The following is a 21,528-nucleotide window of genomic DNA, read 5'->3' as shown; positions in this document are numbered from 1 at the left end:
CGCCCGAGACGGATCAGGCGTCCGTCCGCATTTCCATCGACGTATCGACGTAAGGATCCAATGACCTCCTCTTCTTCCCCTTCCCAGGACGCACAGAGCTTCGCGCAGAACTACCCCGAAGGTCTCCGGGCCGATGCCCTGATGGAAGAGGACGTCGCCTGGAGCCACGAGGTCGACGGAGACCGGGACGGCGACCAGCTCGACCGCTCCGAGCGTGCGGCTCTGCGCCGCGTCGCCGGACTCTCCACCGAGCTCGAGGACGTCACCGAAGTCGAGTACCGACAGCTCCGTCTGGAGCGTGTGGTGCTCGTCGGCGTGTGGACCTCCGGGACGGTTGACGATGCGGAGAACTCCCTCGCCGAGCTGGCGGCTCTCGCGGAGACCGCGGGTGCTCTCGTGCTCGACGGCGTCATCCAGCGCCGAGACAAGCCGGACCCGGCGACGTACATCGGCTCCGGAAAGGCCTTGGAGCTGCGCGACGTCGTGCTCGAGACCGGAGCCGACACCGTTGTGTGCGACGGTGAGCTGAGCCCCGGCCAGCTGATCCACCTCGAAGACGTCGTCAAGGTCAAGGTGGTCGACAGGACCGCCCTGATCCTCGACATCTTCGCCCAGCACGCCAAGTCCCGAGAGGGCAAGGCGCAGGTCGCCCTCGCGCAGATGCAGTATATGCTGCCGAGGCTCCGCGGCTGGGGTCAGTCGCTCTCCCGTCAGATGGGTGGCGGCGGCGGTGGCGGCATGGCCACCCGCGGCCCCGGTGAGACCAAGATCGAGACGGACCGGCGACGGATCCGCGAGAAGATGGCGAAGATGCGCCGTGAGATCGCGGAGATGAAGACGGGCCGCGACATCAAGCGGCAGGAGCGCCGGCGCCACAAGGTACCTTCGGTCGCCATCGCCGGATACACGAACGCGGGCAAGTCCTCGCTCCTCAACCGCCTCACGGGCGCGGGCGTGCTGGTGGAGAACTCACTGTTCGCCACCCTCGACCCGACCGTGCGCCGGGCCGAGACCCCGAGCGGCCGGGTCTACACCCTGGCCGACACGGTCGGGTTTGTCAGGCATCTGCCGCACCACCTCGTCGAGGCGTTCCGCTCCACGATGGAGGAGGTCGGCGACTCCGACCTCATCCTGCACGTGGTGGACGGTTCGCACCCGGTGCCGGAGGAGCAGCTGGCCGCCGTGCGCGAGGTGATCCGTGACGTGGGCGCCACCGACGTGCCCGAGATCGTGGTGATCAACAAGGCGGACGCGGCGGACCCGCTGGTCCTCCAGCGGCTCATGCGCAACGAGAAGCACGCGATCGCGGTCTCCGCGCGCACCGGTGCCGGTATCGAGGAGCTTCTCAGGCTCATCGACACCGAGCTGCCGCGGCCCGAGGTCAAGATCGAGGCCCTCGTTCCGTACACGCACGGCCAGCTCATCTCGCGCGCGCACGCCGAGGGTGAGGTGCTCTCCGAGGAGCACACCGCCGACGGCACACTGCTCAAGGCGCGGGTGCACGAGGAGCTCGCCGCGGAGCTCAGCCCGTACGTGCCGGCCGCCCACTGACCGCAGCCGCACGCGACCAGCGCGGTTCGGCTCAGCCATGGCGAAGGCTCGCCCCCCTTTCGAAAGGGGGGCGAGCCTTCGCCATGGCATGTGTCTGTATGTATCGCGCGGCTACCGCGAGCCGTACTTCTTGCTCATCATGTCGTAGACCTGCTCGGCACCCTTGCCCAGCTGCGGTCCCGCCAGCCACGTGTTCTCGGCCGGGCCGATGGAGGTGTTCGACACGAGCTCGGTCTTGTCGCCCACCACACGGAACCAGCCGCCGCCGGACGAGCCGCCGGTCATGGTGCAGCCGATGCGGTACATCGTCGGCAGGGCCGGCGACAGCGAGAGACGGCCCGGCTTGTCGACGCACTTGTGCATGATCAGGCCGTTGTACGGAGGAGCGGCCGGGTAGCCCCAGGCGCCCATCGAACTCACGCTCTGCGTGGACGGAGTCGAGAAGTCGACATCGAGAGCGTTGCCGACGGTCTCCTCCAGGGACTTGCCGCCCTGCTCCGGCTTCACGTGCATCACGGCGTAGTCGTACGTCGCCCCCGCACCGCCCGTCGGGCCGCCCTCGTTGATCCACTCGTTGGAGGTCGAGACCCAGTCCGCCCAGTACTGGCCGTAGGGGGCGATCTCCTGCGGGGCCGCGTTGCCCAGCTCGGCCTCGGACTTGCCGAGGTCGTTGTAGGAGGGCACGAACGCGATGTTGCGGTACCAGCCGCCGCTCTTGCCGGCGTGCACACAGTGGCCCGCGGTCCACACGAGGTTGGACTTGCCGGGGTTGCGGGGGTCCTTCACGACGGTGCCGGAGCAGACCATCGAGCCCTCGGGGGAGTCGAAGAAGATCTTGCCGACGGGGGCGGCGTTCTCGTGGTACGGCGTCTTCTCGGGCTTGGCCCTGACCGGGGTCGGCTCGGGGTCGGTCGCGCCCTGGTCGGCGGTCGCGTCCTTCACGGCGACCGTCTTCTTCGGGTCCTTGGCCTTCTGCATCCGCTCGGGCTTCCAGAGCCCGGCGATGACCGGGTTGACGAAGTCCTTGGACTCGCGCAGCCAGTCGTCCTTGTCCCAGTTCTTCCAGGCGCCGTTCTTCCACTTGTCCGGGTCGATGCCGTGCTTCTTGAGCTTGTCGGCGAGGTCACCGGGAAGCCTGGAGTCGGAACCCCCAGATCCCTCGGAACCGTCGGAACCGGAGCTGTCGGCTCCCTGGGAGGCGGCGGTGCCCGGCTTGTCGCTCGCCTTGTCCTCGCTCGGACCGCAGGCCGTGGCGGTGAGCGCCAGGGTCGCGGCGAGTCCCGTTGCGGCGAGTGCGGCGCGCCGCCCACGGCTGCGTGCGAAAAGCGCACGAGTGGAACGCATGGTGCTGTTACCCCCGATAGAGCGTGTAAGCGCGTGATCGCGCATAGCGCGTATTTGCCATGTACGTGTCATGTGCGGGCCCGGGAGAGTCCGGGGAACTCCGCGTGGACACAACACCTCACTATGCCTGTGAGGTTGGGGATGAACGGCGGCGGGGTCGTGAAGGTTTCCGGCGACCCCGCCGCGGCCGACTACTGGTCGGCGAACTTCTTGCTGACCGCGCTGTAGATGCCCTTGGCCTCCTTGCCCAGCCGCGGACCGGCCAGCCAGCCCGCCGTCACCGGACCGATGGAGGTGTTCGACACCAGGGCGGGCTTGCCGTCCTGACCCTGGGCGACCCAGCCGCCGCCGGACGAACCGCCGGTCATCGTGCAACCGATGCGGTACATCGTCGGGTCCGGCTTGGTGAGCGAGAGCCGGCCCGGCTTGTCGGCACACTGGAACAGCTTCTGGCCGTCGAAGGGCGACGCCGCGGGGTAGCCGGTGGCCGTCATGGTCTTGATCTGGGGCACCGCCGGAGCGTCGAAGTCCACCGGGAGCGCCGAACCGACGGTCTCCTCCAGCGACTTGCCCTCGCTGCCCTTCTCGGGCTTCACGTGCATGACGGCGAAGTCGTACGGCGCGCCCTTGCCGCCCGTCGGACCACCCTGCTCGATCCACTGGTCGGAGGTCTGCGCCCAGTCACCCCACCAGACGCCGTACGGAGCGACCTCGTCCTTGGGGGCGTTCTGCAGCTCCTGAGCCGACTTGCCGCCGTTGTTGTACGAGGGGACGAAGACCATGTTGCGGTACCAGCCGCCCTTGGCGCCGGCGTGCACACAGTGGCCCGCGGTCCACACCATGTTGGACTTGCCCGGGTTGGCCGGGTCCTTGACGACGGTCGCGGAGCAGACCATCGAACCCTCGGGTCCGTCGAAGAAGAGCTTGCCCGACTCGGCCGCCCGATCGTGGTACGGCGCGTTCACGGCGGCCGCCTCCACGGGCTCGGGCGTCGGATCGGTGACGCCCTGGTCACCGGAGATGTCGTTGTCGTCGACGCTCCGGTCCGGGTTCTTGTCGGCGTCCCGCATCCGGTCCGGGTCCCACAGATCCTCGATGATCGGGTTGACGAACTCGCCGGCCTCGCGCAGCCAGTCGTCCTTGTTCCAGTCCTTCCAGGCGCCGTTCTTCCACTTGTCCAGGTCGATCCCGTGCTCCTTGAGCCGGTCCTGGAGGTCCGCCGGGATCTGGATCTTGTCGTCGCCGGCGCTGCCGCCCTCGCTGTCACCGGGCTGCGACGACGACGAGTCGCCACCGGCGTTGTCCTCGCTGGGCCCACAGGCCGTGGCGGTCAGTACGAGCGCCGCGCCGAGCGCGACCGCGGCCGCCACGGGGGAGGTTCTGGTGCGCGCGCTCCTCCCGCTGCGGGCGGTGAAGAGCGGACGTATGGGTCGCATCGTGAGATTCCCCCTGGGCCTCGAAATCGTTCCTCAGTGCTGGACACCCGGGTGCGGAACACCCGTCGCACACCGATGCGGGCTCCCGTGAACCGGGAGCGGCGCACCTGTCGCTGGTGAACGGCCCCCCACACTATGCCGGTGCCGTTGGGGACGGCCGACAGAAGGGCAACGGTTCCGTCACGGCAAGGATCTTCCGATAACCCGTGATCCTGCGGGGTCGCCGTCGTTGGTACGTACGGGGGAGGCGCGGCCTGCGTTCATCTCCCCTGCCAACTCGCCTGCACGTTCGGCTACATGGGGCTCCCAAATTCCGGGAGTCACACCAGGCCGGACGTACTTGTCCACAGCGGGAGGACCAACAGTCGTGGCCGTGACCGAGCCAGCGCCCGCGGCGGTGTCCGCAGCACGTTCCGTAACGCAGTCCGCGCCTTCTGCGTCGTCTGTGCCATCGGCGCCTTCCGTGCCGTCTGCGTCATCTGAGCCTTCTGCGACGTCTGTGACTCCTGCCGAGGCGCGGGGCGAGGGACGAAGCGAGGGGCGGGGGAGGGCGGGCGAAGAGGCGGTTACGGACGCGCCCCCTGCTGAGCACTCTGTGGCGAAGGCCGCGCGTTCCGGCGCGAAAATCGCGGATGCCTCGACGAAGGCCGCGCACTCCGCGACGCAGGAGGGCATCCTGCGGCGGCAGTCGGCACGCGAATCGGCGGCGCGCACCTATGCGCGAGCACTGCCGATCGTGCCGGTGCGGGCGCGCGGCATGACCATCGAAGGCGCCGACGGAAGCCGCTATCTCGACTGCCTCTCCGGTGCCGGAACCCTCGCCCTCGGTCACAACCACCCTGTGGTGCTCGAAGCCATCCGGAAGGTCCTCGACTCGGGGGCGCCGCTGCACGTCCTCGACCTGGCCACACCCGTCAAGGACGACTTCACCACCGAGCTGTTCAGCACGCTGCCGCGCGGCCTCGCCGAGCATGCGCGAATCCAGTTCTGCGGCCCGGCCGGGACGGACGCCGTGGAAGCCGCGCTGAAACTGGTCCGCGCGGCCACCGGTCGCGACGGGATGCTGGCCTTCACCGGCGCCTACCACGGCATGACGGCAGGGGCGCTCGAGGCATCCGGCGGCGCACAGGACGTACGCGTGGCGCGCCTCCCCTATCCACAGGACTACCGTTGCCCCTTCGGCCTCGGTGGCCCCAGTGGCGCCGAGCTCTCCGCCCGCTGGACCGAAAGTCTCCTGGACGACACCAAATCGGGCGTACCGCTTCCAGCTGGCATGATCCTCGAACCGGTGCAGGGCGAGGGCGGTGTCCTCCCAGCACCGGACGCCTGGCTGCGCCGGATGCGTGAGATCACCGCGGCCCGCGGCATCCCGCTCATCGCGGACGAGGTGCAGACGGGCGTCGGGCGCACCGGCGCCTTCTGGGCCGTCGAACACAGTGGCGTCGTGCCGGACGTGATGGTGCTCTCCAAGGCGATCGGCGGCAGCCTGCCGCTCGCCGTCGTGATCTACCGCGACGACCTCGACGTCTGGCCACCCGGAGCTCATGCAGGCACCTTCCGCGGCAACCAACTCGCCATGGCCGCGGGCGCTGCGACCCTCGCGTACGTCCGTGAGAACGGCCTCGCCGAACGCGCCGCCACGGTCGGCGCCCGCATGCTCGCCCAACTCCGCTCCCTGGCCGCGTCCCACCCCTGCGTCGGAGAGGTCCGCGGCCGGGGCTTGATGCTGGGTGTCGAACTCGTCGAACCTGCCCCGGCCGCGCGGGGCGGGAGCCCGGCCAGTGAGAGGAAGGGGCCGGACATCCGCAGGGAGGGGGGCGACCCTGGAGCGGCGGTCGGCGCCGCCGCGAGTGGCAGCGGCGACAGCCGGGACAAGAACTTCGAGGGCACGTCGGCCACCACCCACGCGGGCACCGCGAACGACCCGCTCGCCGAGGTGGTGGAACCCCTGCCGTCCCTCGCCCGCCCTCGTCCCCCGGCACCGCAACTGGCCGCCGCCGTGCAACGGGAGTGCCTGCGCCGCGGACTCATCGTCGAACTCGGCGGCCGCCACTCCAGCGTCGTACGACTCCTCCCTCCTCTCACCATCACCGACGAACAGGCGGCCGCGGTCCTCGACCGCCTCGCCGACGCGCTGGCCACCGCGGCGCGTACCCACCACGGATAGCCAAGACGGACCCGGGCCGCCCCCGCGGCCATGAGACGCCGGGCACGCCCCGGCCCCATCGCCACACGGAGCCCGTACAAACTCACAAGGAACCCCTCTTGAACGCCACCCCCGCATCCGAAGGCCGCCCCCACCCGCACGCCCCAGGGGCATGCGGCACGCAATCCTCACTGGTGGCGGAGTCCGGTACGGTCCCCCGGCAGAAGGGTGGCGGCCAGGAGGCCGAGCACCTGCGCGGCACGTCCACGGACCTGCTGGAGCACCCTGACCCGCACATCGCCGCGCAGGCAGCAGCCGTCGAGAACCTCCTGCGCTGCTGGGTAAGAGAGAACAACCTCCCGGCGCCGGACCACGGCGTCCTGCGCATCCCCCTCCACGCCAGCGGCACGGCTCTGCTCATCCCCGTGCACTACTGGTCGGCCACCGGCTGGCACCGCTTCGGCCTCCCCTACCTGGAGGACGGCCCGGCCAGCGCACCTCCCGTCGACGCGGTCACGGTCGCGGCCCTCCTCGGCCGCGAAACGGCCCGCCGCGACGCGGAACCGGTGACGAGCGTTCCGGCGGCGGCACCCGAGGATCCGCCGACCGTAGGCAAGCCGGCAGGCTCGGTCCCCCCGCCACGGGCCGGTGACGGCGCAGACCTGGTCGGCCGGGTCGCCGACTCCGTCCGCCGTACCGCCGAGTTCATCGCCGACCGTCGCGCCAGCCCAGGCGACGAGCCCGACCTCTTCCTCTCCGCCGAACAGTCCCTGCTCCTTGGCCACCCCCTGCATCCGACCCCCAAGAGCCGCGAGGGCCTTTCCGACGCCGAGTCGCGCCTCTACTCACCGGAGCTGCGCGGAGCCTTCACGCTGCACTGGCTGGCCGTCGACCCCTCCGTGCTCGCCTCGGACTCGGCCTGGACGGAGCGCGGCCGCACGGTCCCGGCCGACCAGCTCACCGCCCGCCTGGCCGGACCGGAACTGCCGCTGCCGGACGGCCGCGTCGTCCTCCCCGTCCACCCTTGGCAGATCCGTGAACTCCGACACCGCACCGCGGCAGCCGAACTCCTCGACGCGGGGCTCCTCCAAGACCTCGGGTCTCACGGAACCCCCTGGCACCCCACTTCCTCCGTACGCACCCTCTACCGCTCCGGCGCGGCCGCCATGCTCAAGCTCTCCCTCGGCCTGCGCATCACCAACTCCCGTCGTGAGAACCTCCGCAAGGAACTTCACCGCGGCGTCGAGGTCCACCGGCTGCTGCGCAGCGGCCTCGCCGAGAAGTGGCAGGCGGTCCACCCCCGCTTCGACGTGGTCCGCGACCCGGCGTGGCTCGCTGTCAACGGCCGTGACGGCGCACCCGTGGCCGGGCTCGACGTCATGATCCGGCACAACCCCTTCGGCCCCGGTGACGATGCCACCTGCGTCGCCGGGCTCGTCTCGCCCAGGCCCTCGGCGCTGTCCGCCGGCCAGGACCGTCGCTTGATGCGGTCCCGGCTCGGTGAGACCGTCACCAGGCTGGCCGGACGGACCGGCCGCCCCCGAGGAGCCGTCGCCACCGAGTGGTTCCTGCGCTACCTGGAGAGCGTCGTCCGCCCCGTGCTGTGGCTGGACAGCGAGGCGGGCGTCGCCCTTGAGGCGCACCAGCAGAACACGATCCTGCTGCTCGACCCCGACGGTTGGCCCGTGGGCGGCCGATACCGCGACAACCAGGGCTACTACTTCCGCGAGTCACGGCGTGCTGAACTCGACCGACGGCTCCCCGGCATCGGCAGCCACAGCGACACCTTCGTCTCCGACGAGGTGACCGACGAGCGGTTCGCCTACTACCTCGGCATCAACAACGTCCTGGGCCTGATCGGAGCCTTCGGAGCCGAACGGCTCGCGGACGAACGGCTGTTGATCGCCGCCTTCCGGCGCTTCCTCGGTGATGTCGCATCCGGCCCCGACCGATTGCGCACCTCGCTGCCCACGACGCTGCTCGACTCACCCGTGCTGCGATGCAAAGCCAACCTGCTGACCCGGCTGCACGGACTCGACGAGCTCGTCGGCCCGGTCGACACCCAGTCCGTCTACGTCACCATCACCAACCCCCTTCATCCCTGAGGAACATGCCCCACCACTTCTGACAGGAGCGACGCCGTGCCTCCCACCGATGCGAGCACCGACGCCGGGACCGACTCCACAGCCCCCGGCGCCGACGGCGCAGACACTCTCGACCTGCGCCTGCCCGACGAGCTTGTCGCCTTGCTGGCCGAGGGCGAAGAACGTGCTCCGCGGGCAGCTCACATCGGCCACCCGGAGCACGCGCCGGACCGTGTGCCGCACGACGTGCCGGACCACCCCCCAGGCGTTGTAGCGGCGGAAGACCTCCTCGACAGCGTCGCCGACTGGGGGCCGGCCGCCACCGCCGCTGGTGTCTTCCAGCTCGTGCCCGTCCGTCTCGAACGCGACCTCCCTCTGATCAGCCGTTGGATGAACGACCCCGCCGTGGCCGCCTTCTGGGAACTCGCGGGCCCCGAAGCCGTCACGGAGGCCCACCTGCGCCCTCAGCTGGACGGAGACGGACGCAGTGTGCCCTGTCTTGGCGTGCTGGAGGGCAGGCCGATGAGCTACTGGGAGATCTATCGGGCGGACCTCGACCCGCTGGCCCGTCACTACCCTTCGCGCCCGCACGACACCGGAATCCACCTCCTCATCGGTGGTGTCGTCAACCGCGGCCGAGGCCTGGGCACTTCGCTGCTCAGAGCCGTCGCCGACCTCGTGCTCGACCACCGCCCCGCGTGCGCACGCGTCATCGCCGAACCCGACCTGCGCAACACCCCCTCCGTCTCCGCATTCCTGAGCGCTGGCTTCCGCTTCTCCGCCGAAGTGGATCTGCCCGACAAACGGGCGGCGCTCATGGTCCGTGACCGGGCCCTGCGCCCAGTGCTCTGACCTGATCACTTTTGGTACACCGCTCGACCCGATCCGGTTCCCTCCCTGAGGAGTCCCCGTGCCGAATCCGTCCGACAGCCCGATTTCCCATCCCTTCGCCGCGCTCTACGACCCGCCCGAACTGACCCAGGACAGATGGCGCGAGGCCGGACGTCGTCTGCTCGCCAAGATGATCGGCGAGTTCGCGTATGAGGAGATCATCCGACCCGTGCCGGTCATAGGGTGCGAGCCGGACACGTACCGCCTCCACCTCGAACCGGCCGAGCCCGACGGGGCCGACCGGGCCCACGAGGCTTTCGGAGGCCCCGAGCCGGCCAAGGCTCCCGGCTCGGCAGAGACCACCAAACCGGCAGGGCCCCCCACGCCCGACACCCCCGACAACGGCACCTCCGGCAGTGACCAAAGCGCCACCTGTCTCACCTTCCGCGCCCGCCGAGGCTCGTACGAGGGCTGGCATGTGGACCCGGCCAGCCTGGCCCTGGCCGAGGGCGGCGCGGCAGGACTCGCCTTCAGCGACCCGGTGCGATTCCTCGCGCTGGCCCGCCGGACCCTGGGCCTCGACGGCGCCACCCTCGGTCACCTGATCCGCGAGCTCAGCGTCACGCTCTGCGCCGACGCCCGGATCGGCCACACCGCGCTCGCCGCGCCGCAGCTCGCCGACCTCGGCTACGCGGAACTGGAGGGGCACCAGGCCGGCCACCCCTGGCTCGTCCTCAACAAGGGACGCATCGGCTTCTCCGCGAGCGACATCGGCCACTGGGCGCCCGAGGCCCGTCGCTCCACGACGCTCCCATGGATCGCCGTCCACACCGACCTCGCCGTGTACCGAGGCATCACAGGACTGGAAACCGCGCCGCAGCTCTACGCCCGCGAGCTCACCACCGTCACCCAGGAGTCCTTCGCGGACTTACTCCGCACGCGCGGACTCGACCCCCAGGAGTACTTCTACCTTCCGGTGCACCCCTGGCAGTGGGACGAGGTCGTGCTGCCGCTCTTCGCTCCCTCCGTCGCCGCGGACGCCATTGTTCCGCTCGGTAGCGACGGCGACCTGCGCCTTCCGCAGCAGTCCATCCGCACATTCCTGAACGCGTCCCGTCCCGACCGGCACACCGTGAAGCTGCCGTTGTCGGTCCTGAACACACTGGTGTGGCGCGGTCTGCCGACTGAGCGCACGGTCGCGGCGCCCGCCGTCACGGCGTGGATGCACGCCCTGCGCGACGCCGACCCCTTCCTGCGCGACGAGTGCGGGGTGATCCTGCTCGGCGAGGTGGCATCGGTGGCCGTGGAACACCCGGTGTACGACAGGCTGCCCGAAGTCCCTTACCAGTACAGGGAACTGCTCGGCGCCATCTGGCGTGAGCCGATCACCCGTTACCTCGCCCCCGACGAACGCGCACGCACCCTTGCCTCACTGCTCCACACCGATCCGAGCGGCAAGGCCTTCGTCGCGGAGCTCGTGGAACGCTCGGGACTGTCGCCCACCGTATGGCTGCGGCGACTGTTCGCCGCCCTGCTGCCCCCGCTGCTGCACTTCCTGTACCGCTACGGCACCGTGTTCTCCCCTCACGGGGAGAACGCCATCGTCGTCTTCGACGACAAGGACGTGCCCGTCCGGCTCGCGGTGAAGGACTTCGTCGACGACGTGAACGTCAGCGCCGCACCGCTGCCCGAGCACGACTCGATGCCAACCGATGTACGCGACGTCCTGCTCAGCGAGCCGCCCGGATTCCTCACCCAGTTCATCCACTCCGGCCTTTTCGTCGGGGTATTCCGCTATCTGGCACCGCTGTGCGAGGAAAAGCTGGGTGTCCCGGAGGCCGACTTCTGGGCCGCGGTGCGCGCCGAGATCCTCCGGCACCAGGCGCGCGCCCCGGAGCTGAAGGAGCGGTACGAGATGTTCGACCTGCTCACACCCCGTATCGAGCGGCTGTGCCTCAACCGGAACCGTCTTCTCCTCGATGGGTACCGTGACCGCCCCCAGCGCCCTCATGCCGCCGTGCACGGGACCGTACCCAACCCCCTCCATCAGCCTTGATCGCGGGTTTGTCAGTGGGGCACCGTAGGGTGGTCGCGCTATGACGAAGCCCTCCCTCCCCGAGCTCCTGCACGCCGCCGTCACCGCTGTCGGCGGCACGGAACGCCCTGGCCAGGTGTCCATGGCCGAGACAGTCGCCGAGGCGATCGACGACGGCTCACACCTGCTGGTCCAGGCCGGTACCGGCACGGGTAAATCCCTCGGTTACCTTGTGCCGGCCTTGGCGCACGGGGAGCGCGTGGTGGTCGCCACGGCCACGCTCGCCCTGCAGCGCCAGCTCGTGGAGCGGGACCTGCCGCGCACGGTGGAGGCGCTGCATCCGCTGATGCGCCGCCGCCCCCAATTCGCGATGCTCAAGGGCCGCTCGAACTACCTGTGCCTGCACCGCCTCCACGAAGGCGTGCCCCAGGAAGAGGAGGAGGGCCTCTTCGACCAGTTCGAGGCGGCCGCGCCCACCAGCAAGCTGGGCCAGGACCTCTTGAGGATGCGGGATTGGGCGGACGAGACCGAGACGGGCGACCGCGACGATCTCACCCCCGGGGCCTCCGATCGCGCCTGGTCCCAGGTCTCCGTCTCCTCCAGGGAGTGCCTCGGGGCCTCGAAGTGTGCCTATGGGGCGGAGTGTTTCGCCGAGGCGGCTCGCGAGCGTGCCAAGCTCGCCGATGTCGTCGTCACGAACCACGCGCTGCTCGCCATCGACGCCATCGAGGGCGCCCCTGTCCTTCCTCAGCACGAAGTGCTGATCGTGGACGAGGCCCATGAGCTGGTCTCCCGTGTCACCGGTGTGGCCACGGGTGAGCTCACCCCCGGGCAGGTCAACCGTGCCGTCCGTCGCGCGGCCAAGCTCGTCAACGAAAAGGCGGCCGACCAGCTCCAGACCGCTTCCGAGGGCTTCGAGCGGTTGATGGAGCTGGCGCTGCCGGGCCGCCTGGAGGAGATCCCCGAAGACCTCGGGTATGCGCTGATGGCCCTGCGCGACGCCGCGCGCTCCGTCATCACGGCGCTGGGTTCCACCCGGGACAAGTCGGTCCAGGACGAGGACGCGGTTCGTAAGCAGGCACTCGCCTCCGTGGAGTCGATCCACGATGTGGCGGAGCGCATCACGAACGGCTCGGAGTACGACGTCGTCTGGTACGAGCGGCACGACCGTTTCGGAGCCTCCCTGCGCGTGGCCCCCATGTCCGTGTCGGGTCTCCTCCGGGAGAAGCTCTTCGCCGACCGCTCGGTGATCCTCACCTCGGCCACGCTCAAGCTCGGCGGCGACTTCAACGGCGTCGGGGCCTCACTCGGCCTGGCCCCGGAGGGCACCGAGTCCGAGGACGCGCCTCAGTGGAAGGGCCTCGACGTCGGGTCCCCGTTCGACTACGGCAAGCAGGGCATCCTGTACGTCGCCAAGCACCTGGCTCGTCCCGGGCGCGAGGGCACTCGTAGCGACATGCTCGATGAGCTGGCCGAACTGATCGAGGCGGCCGGCGGTCGCACGCTCGGCCTGTTCTCCTCCATGCGCGCCGCTCAGAGTGCTGCGGAGGAGCTGCGAGGCCGCCTGGACATGCCCATCCTGCTACAGGGCGAGGAGACCCTGGGCGAGCTGATCAAGGGCTTCGCGGCGGATGCGAAGACGTGCCTCTTCGGGACGCTCTCGCTCTGGCAGGGCGTCGATGTGCCGGGGCCCAACTGCCAGCTGGTGATCATGGACAAGATCCCGTTTCCGCGTCCCGACGACCCGCTGATGAGCGCCCGCCAGAAGGCGGTCGACGAGGCCGGTGGAAACGGCTTCATGGCGATCGCGGCCACGCACGCGGCTCTGCTGATGGCGCAGGGCGCGGGACGTCTCGTACGAGCGTCCGGAGACCGTGGGGTGGTCGCCGTGCTGGATCCCCGTCTGGCCACCGCGCGCTATGGAAGCTATCTGCGGGCTTCGCTGCCTGACTTCTGGTACACGACGGACCGGAACCAGGCGCGCCGCTCCCTGGCAGCGATCGACGCCGCGGCGAAGGCCGCCGAGGCGTAGAACCCCCGACTGCGACGACGGCCGGGGGCTCCGTGTGGGGGCGCGGCGCCCCCAGGCGGCGTCTCCTTTGTTCGGACATGACTGGACAGGACCGGAAACACTTGGACCGGACACAGCAGGGCCCCGGAACCGGCGCAGTTGGTTCCGGGGCCCGGTCTGGGGCGGAGGCTCACACCCGCCGCAGCACCGCCACGACCTTGCCGAGGATCGTTGCCTCGTCGCCGGGGATCGGCTGGTACGCGGAGTTGTGCGGGAGGAGCCAGACGTGCCCGTCCTCGCGCTTGAACCGCTTGACCGTCGCTTCGCCGTCCAGCATGGCAGCCACGATGTCGCCGTTCTCCGCGACGGGCTGACGGCGCACCGTGACCCAGTCGCCGTCGCAGATCGCGGCCTCGATCATCGAGTCACCGACGACCTTCAGTACGAAGAGCTCGCCGTCGCCCACGAGCTGCCGGGGGAGAGGAAAGACGTCCTCCACCGACTCCTCGGCGAGGATCGGCCCGCCGGCCGCGATACGGCCGACCAGCGGGACGTACGAAGCTGCCGGTTTGCCGGTGGTGTCGGTGGGCTGGCTACTCGGCTGGTCCGAGCCCCGCACCTCGTAAGCACGCGGGCGGTGCGGGTCGCGGCGGAGGAAGCCCTTGCGCTCCAGAGCCATCAGCTGGTGGGCGACCGAGGAGGTGCTGGAGAGGCCCACCGCCTGACCGATCTCACGCATTGACGGTGGGTAGCCGCGCCGTTGCACGGAGTCCCTGATGACCTCGATCACGCGGCGCTGCCGGTCCGTGAGTCCCGAACTGTCGGCACGGATGCCTGGAGGTCGGCCCGGCAGGGAGCGAGTGGGCTTGGGCCCCTCCTGGTTCGTGGCTGCTTCATTCATGGCATGCACCGGCTCGAGTCGGCTCTGGGAGCGGTCCTGGGCAGTGATGGTGGCGCTGTCTGCGGTGGTGGTCACGTCGGTCGGCCCCTCTCGAGATGTTCTCTCCCTAGCTAGCCAACGGTAGTTGCTTTCGAAAGGTTGCGCCAAACACACGTTCGAGTGAAAAATCGGCGATTACCTGACGTGATCATGTGTCCAGGTGTATGGCTGGCGCTCGGGCCGAACGACAATTCGGTTCATTACGGTACTCTTCACCGCCGGGGTAATGAGCCCCTCCGTGGCGTTCCCATACTGCCACCCGGCGCCCCGTCAACCCGGCACCGGCCCCCGCCCCGAGCGGCGCGAGTGACGACTTCGTAGGTCTGACGCGGTCTGGGGCGATGCGACACGCTAGGTGCCGAAAAAGCGGTCAAACCCCAGATCTAGTGGTTGGATTGCAGGAGCAGCCCAGAAGTTGTGGTCCCTGGTCTTTCGGGGCCTCGGGGATCGCCTATGCTTGGGGCTGCTTCGAGGGCCCCGAGGGCCTGTTGAGGCTTATGAGTCACGCCATGAAGGAGGGTTCGGAGTTCCATGCACTGCCCCTTCTGCAGGCACCCCGACAGCCGCGTAGTCGACAGCCGCACCACCGACGACGGCACGTCGATCCGAAGGCGCCGCCAGTGCCCTGACTGCTCCCGTCGTTTCACGACCGTGGAGACATGCTCACTGATGGTGATCAAGCGCAGCGGCGTGACCGAGCCCTTCAGTCGCACGAAGGTCATCAATGGCGTCCGCAAGGCGTGCCAGGGGCGACCGGTGACCGAGGATGCCCTCGCCCTGCTCGGGCAGCGGGTCGAAGAGGCGGTGCGCGCCACCGGAAGCGCCGAGCTGACCACCCATGACGTCGGGCTGGCCATACTGGGTCCGCTGCAGGAACTCGACCTCGTCGCCTACCTGCGCTTCGCGTCCGTGTACCGGGCGTTCGACTCGCTCGAGGACTTCGAGGCCGCCATCGGGGAGCTGAGGGAACAGCGGCTCGACGCCGAGCCGCGCGACGCGGGCGGAGAGCGCGTCGTGAACGACCGCGGGCCCGGAGGGACTGTCGAAGTCCCGGTGCCCGCCACCGCCGCCGACTGACCGGCTGACCGACCGGCCGGCGGCGAAACCAGACCTGTTGTGGGTGTCCTCTGCGATGCCCACAACATCAGACACATATCCGTGCCATGGGAAGAACGTGGCACTTCAGGGCGTTTTAGCCTGATACAGGGAGGCGGCATGACCGAGACGACGAGCGGCCCGGCACGAGGTTCCCGCGCCAAGGGAACCAAGGCCAACAAGGGTCTGCGCATCGACCGCATCCATACGACCCCCGGCGTGCATCCGTACGACGAGGTGGTCTGGGAGCGCCGTGACGTCGTCATGACCAACTGGCGCGACGGCTCGGTCAACTTCGAGCAGCGTGGCGTCGAGTTCCCCGACTTCTGGTCGGTGAACGCGGTCAACATCGTCACCAGCAAGTACTTCCGCGGGGCTGTCGGTACCCCGCAGCGCGAGACCGGCCTCAAGCAGCTGATCGACCGCATTGTGAAGACGTACCGCAAGGCCGGCGAGGACTACAACTACTTCGCTTCGCCCGCCGACGCGGAGATCTTCGAGCACGAGCTGGCGTACGCCCTCCTGCACCAGATCTTCAGCTTCAACTCGCCGGTCTGGTTCAACGTCGGAACGCCGCAGCCGCAGCAGGTCTCCGCCTGCTTCATCCTGGCCGTCGACGACTCCATGGAGTCGATCCTCGACTGGTACAAGGAAGAGGGCATGATCTTCAAGGGCGGCTCCGGCGCCGGCCTGAACCTGTCCCGCATCCGTTCCTCCAAGGAACTGCTGTCCTCCGGAGGCAACGCCTCGGGTCCCGTCTCCTTCATGCGCGGTGCCGACGCCTCCGCAGGAACGATCAAGTCCGGTGGCGCCACGCGCCGCGCGGCCAAGATGGTCATCCTCGACGTCGACCACCCCGACATCGAAGGCTTCATCGAGACCAAGGTGAAGGAAGAGGAGAAGATCCGCGCCCTGCGTGACGCGGGCTTCGACATGGACCTGGGCGGCGACGACATCACGTCCGTCCAGTACCAGAACGCCAACAACTCGGTCCGCGTGAACGACGAGTTCATGAAGGCCGTGGAGTCCGACTCCAAGTTCGGGCTGCGCGCCCGGATGACCGGTGACGTCATCGAGGAGGTCGACGCCAAGTCGCTCTTCCGCAAGATGGCCGAGGCGGCCTGGGCCTGTGCCGACCCCGGCATCCAGTACGACGACACCATCAACGCCTGGCACACCTGCCCGGAGTCCGGCCGGATCAACGGCTCGAACCCGTGCAGCGAGTACATGCACCTGGACAACACGTCCTGCAACCTCGCCTCGCTGAACCTTATGAAGTTCCTGAAGGACGACGGCAAGGGCACCCAGTCCTTCGACGCCGAGCGCTTCTCGAAGGTCGTCGAGCTGGTCATCACCGCGATGGACATCTCGATCTGCTTCGCGGACTTCCCGACCCAGAAGATCGGCGAGAACACCCGCGCCTTCCGTCAGCTGGGCATCGGCTACGCCAACCTCGGCGCCCTGCTGATGGCCACGGGTCACGCGTACGACTCCGACGGCGGTCGCGCCCTCGCCGGTGCCATTACGTCGCTGATGACGGGCACCTCGTACAAGCGTTCCGCCGAGCTCGCCGCGGTCGTGGGTCCGTACGACGGCTACGCCCGCAACGCCACGCCGCACAAGCGCGTCATGAAGCAGCACGCCGACGCCAACGCCACTGCCGTCCGCATGGACGACCTGGACTCGCCGATCTGGGCCGCCGCCACGGAGGCCTGGCAGGACGTGATCCGCCTCGGTGAGAAGAACGGTTTCCGTAACTCCCAGGCGTCCGTCATCGCCCCGACCGGCACCATCGGTCTCGCGATGTCCTGCGACACCACGGGCCTGGAGCCCGACCTCGCCCTGGTGAAGTTCAAGAAGCTCGTCGGCGGCGGCTCGATGCAGATCGTCAACGGCACCGTGCCGCAGGCCCTGCGCCGCCTGGGCTACCAGGAGGAGCAGATCGAGGCGATCGTCGCCCACATCGCCGAGAACGGCAATGTGATCGACGCCCCGAGCCTGAAGACCGAGCACTACGAGGTCTTCGACTGCGCCATGGGTGAGCGCTCCATCTCCGCGATGGGCCACGTCCGTATGATGGCCGCGATCCAGCCGTGGATCTCGGGCGCCCTCTCCAAGACGGTCAACCTCCCGGAGACCGCCACTGTCGAGGACGTCGAAGAGGTCTACTTCGAGGCCTGGAAGATGGGCGTCAAGGCGCTCGCCATCTACCGCGACAACTGCAAGGTCGGTCAGCCGCTCTCCGCCAAGAAGAAGGAGACGGAGAAGACCGAGATCACCGAGAAGACCGAGGACACGATCCGTGCCGCGGTCGAGAAGGTGGTCGAGTACCGCCCGGTCCGCAAGCGTCTCCCGAAGGGCCGTCCCGGCATCACCACTTCCTTCACGGTGGGCGGCGCCGAGGGTTACATGACCGCCAACTCCTACCCGGACGACGGTCTGGGCGAGGTCTTCCTGAAGATGTCCAAGCAGGGCTCGACCCTCGCGGGCATGATGGACGCCTTCTCGATCGCCGTCTCGGTCGGTCTGCAGTACGGCGTGCCCTTGGAGACGTACGTCTCCAAGTTCACGAACATGCGCTTCGAGCCGGCCGGCATGACGGACGACCCGGACGTGCGGATGGCGCAGTCGATCGTCGACTACATCTTCCGCCGCCTGGCGCTGGACTTCCTGCCCTTCGAGACGCGCTCCGCGCTCGGCATCCACTCCGCCGAGGAGCGCCAGCGTCACCTGGAGACGGGCTCCTACGAGCCGTCGCTCGACGACCCCGAGGTCGACGTCGAGGGGCTGGCCCAGTCCGCTCCGCGGCAGACCGAGTCGCTGAAGGCTGTCGCCACACCGAAGGTGGAGGCCGAGGCGGCCAAGCCCGCCCCGCAGCAGGCGCACACCAGCGCCGAGCTGGTCGAGATGCAGCTCGGCATCCAGGCCGACGCGCCGCTGTGCTTCTCCTGCGGTACGAAGATGCAGCGTGCGGGCTCCTGCTACATCTGCGAGGGCTGCGGCTCCACCAGCGGCTGCAGCTGATCGACAGCGGAAGCCGACTGACAGCTGAGGCTGACTGACGGCAGAGGCTGGTTGACGGCACACGAAGGGGATCGGCGATACGTCGATCCCCTTCGTTGTGTGTTATTGCGGCGAACGTGGTGAGAGGGCTACTTCTCGCGCCGGTGTCAGATCTTGCTTCCCATGAGGGAGGCGAACTCCGTCGGATCGGCGTCGAAGCCACGGATGACCTCGCGGAACGACCACACCCCGGACTCGTCCCTGGTGAACTCCGCGACAGTCGAAGCTGTGCTTCCGGAGACACCGGACAGATCGTTCTGCGCCAGATCCGAGTGGCCTTCGCGGACCCGAACCACGGTGTTCGGGATGTCGCCGAACGTCTTCTGTGCTTCCTGCTGCTGGATAGCGACGCCCACCACCACCCGGGAGTACGCGGGTGCGAGGCGGTCCAGTTCCAGGACCATGACCTCATCGAAACCGAAGCCCTGACCCGTCCTGCTGTCACGGTTGAGGGTGATCGTGCCGTCGGGCGAGCGGCTGTCGAAGTGCACGAGGTACACGGGGTTTCCGTAAGGAGCATCCGACGTGTAGGTCGCGGCGATGATGTCGAGGTCGTTGGGCGTGGAGCCGGCCCGGCCCGGCTCCCACTTGAGACCGACTTCGACCTTCTTGATTCCCTTGCTGACACCGCTCACTGGGCTTCCCCCTCCTCGTGGCCCGGCCACTGCGGATCCGCCAGGCATGTCCCACACATACGCTACGACGCGCGACTGACAACGGCGTAGCGCCGCTGGTCAGGAGCGCGCAACAGGGCCGGCACCCGGGCAGGTTGGCGTTCGGCGCGGCCCCGGAGATCATTGCTTCATGACATGGAACGGGGAAGAACTCGATGTCGACGCCTACTTGGCGAGACTCGGGCACACGGCTGAGACGAAGCCGGATCTGGACACTCTGCGTGCGCTCCACAGGGCGCATGTGGCGGCGATCCCCTTCGAGAACCTTGAGATGATGCTCGGCCGCCCGGTCCCGCTGGACCTGGCGGCACTGCAGGACAAGATGGTGCACAGGCGGCGGGGCGGCTACTGCTACGAACAGAACCTGCTCTTCGCGGCGGCTCTTTAACGTATCGGCTTCAACGTCACCGGACTTGGAGCCCGCGTCAGAGCCAGGGCGTCCGTCACGCGCGCGGTGACGCACATGCTCCTGAAAGTCGAGGCGGACGGCGAGGACTGGCACTGCGATGTCGGATTCGGCGGTGACGGGCTGCTCGAACCGATTCCGCTGCGCGGCGACGTGGAGACGCGACAAGGGGAGTGGCGTTACCGGACTCAGCGTGAGGATGACGGGGCCATGGTCCTGCGGACATGGCGCCGTGACGGTTGGTTCGACCTGTACGCCTACACCCTGGAGCCACGCCTTCCCGTCGACTACGTAGTCATGAACCACTACACGTCGACCCACCCCAGGTCGTCGTTCATCCGGCGTCCGGTGATGCAGAGGGCCGCTCCCGAGGCGCGCCGCAGGCTGGTGGGTGATCAGTTGAGTGTCACGCACCCGGACGGCTCGGTGGTCGAACGAAGCGTTCCTGTGGGCGAATTGACGGAGGTTCTCGTTCGGCAGTTCGGTATTGAACTGGATGCTGATGACTCAGCCGAGCTGATCCGGGTGCACTACGCCGGAGCGTGACCCGGGGCGCGCTCCGCGCCGTACGATGGCGCGGTGCTGGTCAAGTGGATTCGCTGCACCGTGGTGGACCGTCGGGGGTTCGAGCGAGGGCAGCGAAAGTGGGCGGGGCTTTTGGGGGAGCCGGGGTTCCGGGGGCAGGGCGGGGGGTGGAGTCGAGGTCGGACGGGTGTCGCCCATGTCTTCACCTTCTGGGAGAGCCGCGCCTTCTACGACTCCTTCATGGCTCGTTCGCACGACCGCCTCGCGGCCGCGCAGGGGGGTACGTACAAGGACCACCAGGCCAAGCTCTTCGATCACCGCTTCGATGTGAAGACGGGCTTTGAACCGCGCTTCACGGACGCCGACGTGGTACGCGTCGCGCACTGCCGGGTCCGTGAAGCGCGGGTGGAGCACTTCGCCCTGATGCAGGAGAAGGTGTGGAACCCGGCGATGGCCGGTTCGCCCGGAATGGTGCGTGGGCTTTTCGGAGAGGCGCCCGGACACGAATTCCTCGTGCTCTCCATGTGGCAGTCCGCCGCTGAGCACGGCAAGTACCGCGCCGAGCGCGTGGAACGCCTCTCCCTGCGCGCGCAGACGGAGGCCGATGTCTCCGCACTCGCCGGGGACATCGTGCAGCTGGAACCGTCGTGGACGGTGTGACTCCTCCTTGAGGGGCGCGGTCTCGCGGGTGGGGCGAGCGGGTGGGGTGTACGGGTGCGGTCTGGTCCGGGCTTGCGGCGCCGTTGCTGTCACCGTCTGGTGAAAGCTCCTTCACGGGTGGCGGCGATGGCCGCAGCCGCCGACTGGTCGGCCAGCGCCGCGTCGATCGGCTCACGCGTGATGAAGACCCGGAGCAGCAGTGGTGCGGACACGGCTCGGACGAGCGCCGCCGAGTCGGTGTCAGGATCTGCCTCGCCGCGCTCCACGGCCCGCGATACGACCGCCTCGCAGCGGCTGAACCGCTCGGCGTAGAAGGCGTGGAGGGCCTTGGCGGCCCGCTCCGACTGGAAAGCCGCGGCGATGAAGGCGGTGGGCGCCGCGGCTGCCGCCTCGTCGGAGAAGGAGTCGACCACCTCATGGGCGAGCTCGCGCAGGTCCCCCTCCAGGCTGCCGGTGTCCGGCGGAGTCCACGTGTCCTCGCCCGCCATGTCGAGGGCGTCGGCGACCAGTCCCTCCAGTCCGCCCCAGCGGCGGTACAGCGTGGTCTTGTGGACTCCCGAGTGATCGGCGACGTACTCGACGGTCAGGCCCGGATAGCCATGGTCCGCGAGGCCGCTCAGTACGGCGTCGCGGACGGCGGCGCGGGTGCGGGCCGTGCGGCCGCCGGGGCGGCGGGTGCCGGGGGCGGCGGCGGACGCTGCCGATTCCACCGCGTCGGACTGCGACG

At 68.9% G+C, this 21,528-nt stretch carries 14 protein-coding genes and 1 pseudogene; 10 read left to right on the top strand and 5 right to left on the bottom strand.

The features are described 5' to 3' along the window. The first annotated feature begins 60 nt into the window (after positions 1 to 60). A complete protein-coding gene (gene hflX, locus ACWDVB_RS02275; protein WP_451518353.1) occupies positions 61 to 1,551 on the top strand; it encodes a GTPase HflX in 1,491 nt (496 codons plus the stop codon). 111 nt (positions 1,552 to 1,662) lie between these two features. On the opposite strand, the gene ACWDVB_RS02270 is transcribed toward hflX, so the two are convergent. After that, positions 1,663 to 2,895 (bottom strand): trypsin-like serine peptidase, encoded by a 1,233-nt coding sequence (locus tag ACWDVB_RS02270; RefSeq protein WP_451515403.1) that lies wholly within the window; start codon positions 2,893 to 2,895, stop codon positions 1,663 to 1,665. Positions 2,896 to 3,086: 191 nt separating this feature from the next. Then, positions 3,087 to 4,331: a trypsin-like serine peptidase gene (locus tag ACWDVB_RS02265; protein WP_451515404.1), complete on the bottom strand. Its 1,245-nt coding sequence runs from the start codon at positions 4,329 to 4,331 to the stop codon at positions 3,087 to 3,089. Positions 4,332 to 4,956: 625 nt separating this feature from the next. On the opposite strand from ACWDVB_RS02265, the gene ACWDVB_RS02260 reads away from it, so the two are divergent. The 5 genes from ACWDVB_RS02260 to ACWDVB_RS02240 all read left to right on the top strand — a co-directional run bounded on the left by ACWDVB_RS02260 (position 4,957) and on the right by ACWDVB_RS02240 (position 13,459). Further along, a complete protein-coding gene (locus tag ACWDVB_RS02260; RefSeq protein ID WP_451515536.1) occupies positions 4,957 to 6,498 on the top strand; it encodes a diaminobutyrate--2-oxoglutarate transaminase family protein in 1,542 nt (513 codons plus the stop codon). Positions 6,499 to 6,596: 98 nt separating this feature from the next. After that, positions 6,597 to 8,582 (top strand): IucA/IucC family protein, encoded by a 1,986-nt coding sequence (locus tag ACWDVB_RS02255; protein ID WP_451515405.1) that lies wholly within the window; start codon positions 6,597 to 6,599, stop codon positions 8,580 to 8,582. A 36-nt stretch (positions 8,583 to 8,618) separates the two neighbouring features. Next, positions 8,619 to 9,413, top strand: coding sequence for a GNAT family N-acetyltransferase (locus ACWDVB_RS02250; protein ID WP_451515406.1), 795 nt, complete (start codon positions 8,619 to 8,621; stop codon positions 9,411 to 9,413). Positions 9,414 to 9,471: 58 nt separating this feature from the next. Then, positions 9,472 to 11,448: an IucA/IucC family protein gene (locus ACWDVB_RS02245; RefSeq protein ID WP_451515407.1), complete on the top strand. Its 1,977-nt coding sequence runs from the start codon at positions 9,472 to 9,474 to the stop codon at positions 11,446 to 11,448. 40 nt (positions 11,449 to 11,488) lie between these two features. Further along, positions 11,489 to 13,459 carry an ATP-dependent DNA helicase gene (locus ACWDVB_RS02240; RefSeq protein ID WP_451515408.1) on the top strand — a complete coding sequence of 657 codons (1,971 nt, stop codon included), beginning with the start codon at positions 11,489 to 11,491 and terminating at the stop codon, positions 13,457 to 13,459. 169 nt (positions 13,460 to 13,628) lie between these two features. On the opposite strand, the gene lexA is transcribed toward ACWDVB_RS02240, so the two are convergent. Next, the gene (gene lexA, locus ACWDVB_RS02235; RefSeq protein ID WP_362340136.1) at positions 13,629 to 14,414 is read right to left on the bottom strand and encodes a transcriptional repressor LexA; all 786 of its coding nucleotides are present in this window, start codon (positions 14,412 to 14,414) and stop codon (positions 13,629 to 13,631) included. Positions 14,415 to 14,909: 495 nt separating this feature from the next. Here lexA and nrdR point away from each other — a divergent pair, with 495 nt between their 5' ends. Continuing rightward, positions 14,910 to 15,455: a transcriptional regulator NrdR gene (nrdR, locus tag ACWDVB_RS02230; protein ID WP_219689514.1), complete on the top strand. Its 546-nt coding sequence runs from the start codon at positions 14,910 to 14,912 to the stop codon at positions 15,453 to 15,455. 138 nt (positions 15,456 to 15,593) lie between these two features. Then, complete coding sequence (locus tag ACWDVB_RS02225; RefSeq protein ID WP_451515409.1) at positions 15,594 to 18,497, top strand: vitamin B12-dependent ribonucleotide reductase; 2,904 nt, start codon at positions 15,594 to 15,596, stop codon at positions 18,495 to 18,497. A gap of 146 nt (positions 18,498 to 18,643) precedes the next feature. Here ACWDVB_RS02225 and ACWDVB_RS02220 read toward each other — a convergent pair whose 3' ends face one another. Further along, entirely contained in the window at positions 18,644 to 19,171 is a 528-nt protein-coding gene (locus ACWDVB_RS02220; protein ID WP_451515410.1) for a TerD family protein, read from the bottom strand. 169 nt (positions 19,172 to 19,340) lie between these two features. Here ACWDVB_RS02220 and ACWDVB_RS02215 point away from each other — a divergent pair. Together ACWDVB_RS02215 and ACWDVB_RS02210 are read left to right on the top strand one after the other, a co-directional pair. Beyond that, positions 19,341 to 20,162, top strand: a pseudogene (locus tag ACWDVB_RS02215) (arylamine N-acetyltransferase family protein). Between the two features lie 33 nt (positions 20,163 to 20,195). Then, positions 20,196 to 20,801, top strand: coding sequence for a YdbC family protein (locus ACWDVB_RS02210; protein WP_451515411.1), 606 nt, complete (start codon positions 20,196 to 20,198; stop codon positions 20,799 to 20,801). 89 nt (positions 20,802 to 20,890) lie between these two features. Here ACWDVB_RS02210 and ACWDVB_RS02205 read toward each other — a convergent pair whose 3' ends face one another. Further along, positions 20,891 to 21,511, bottom strand: coding sequence for a TetR/AcrR family transcriptional regulator C-terminal ligand-binding domain-containing protein (locus ACWDVB_RS02205; RefSeq protein ID WP_451515412.1), 621 nt, complete (start codon positions 21,509 to 21,511; stop codon positions 20,891 to 20,893). Positions 21,512 to 21,528: the final 17 nt, after the last annotated feature.

This window comes from Streptomyces sp. NPDC003379 (assembly GCF_053589195.1).
Note: the sequence above shows the minus strand (reverse complement) of the source record. Positions and strands in the feature narration are given on the sequence as shown.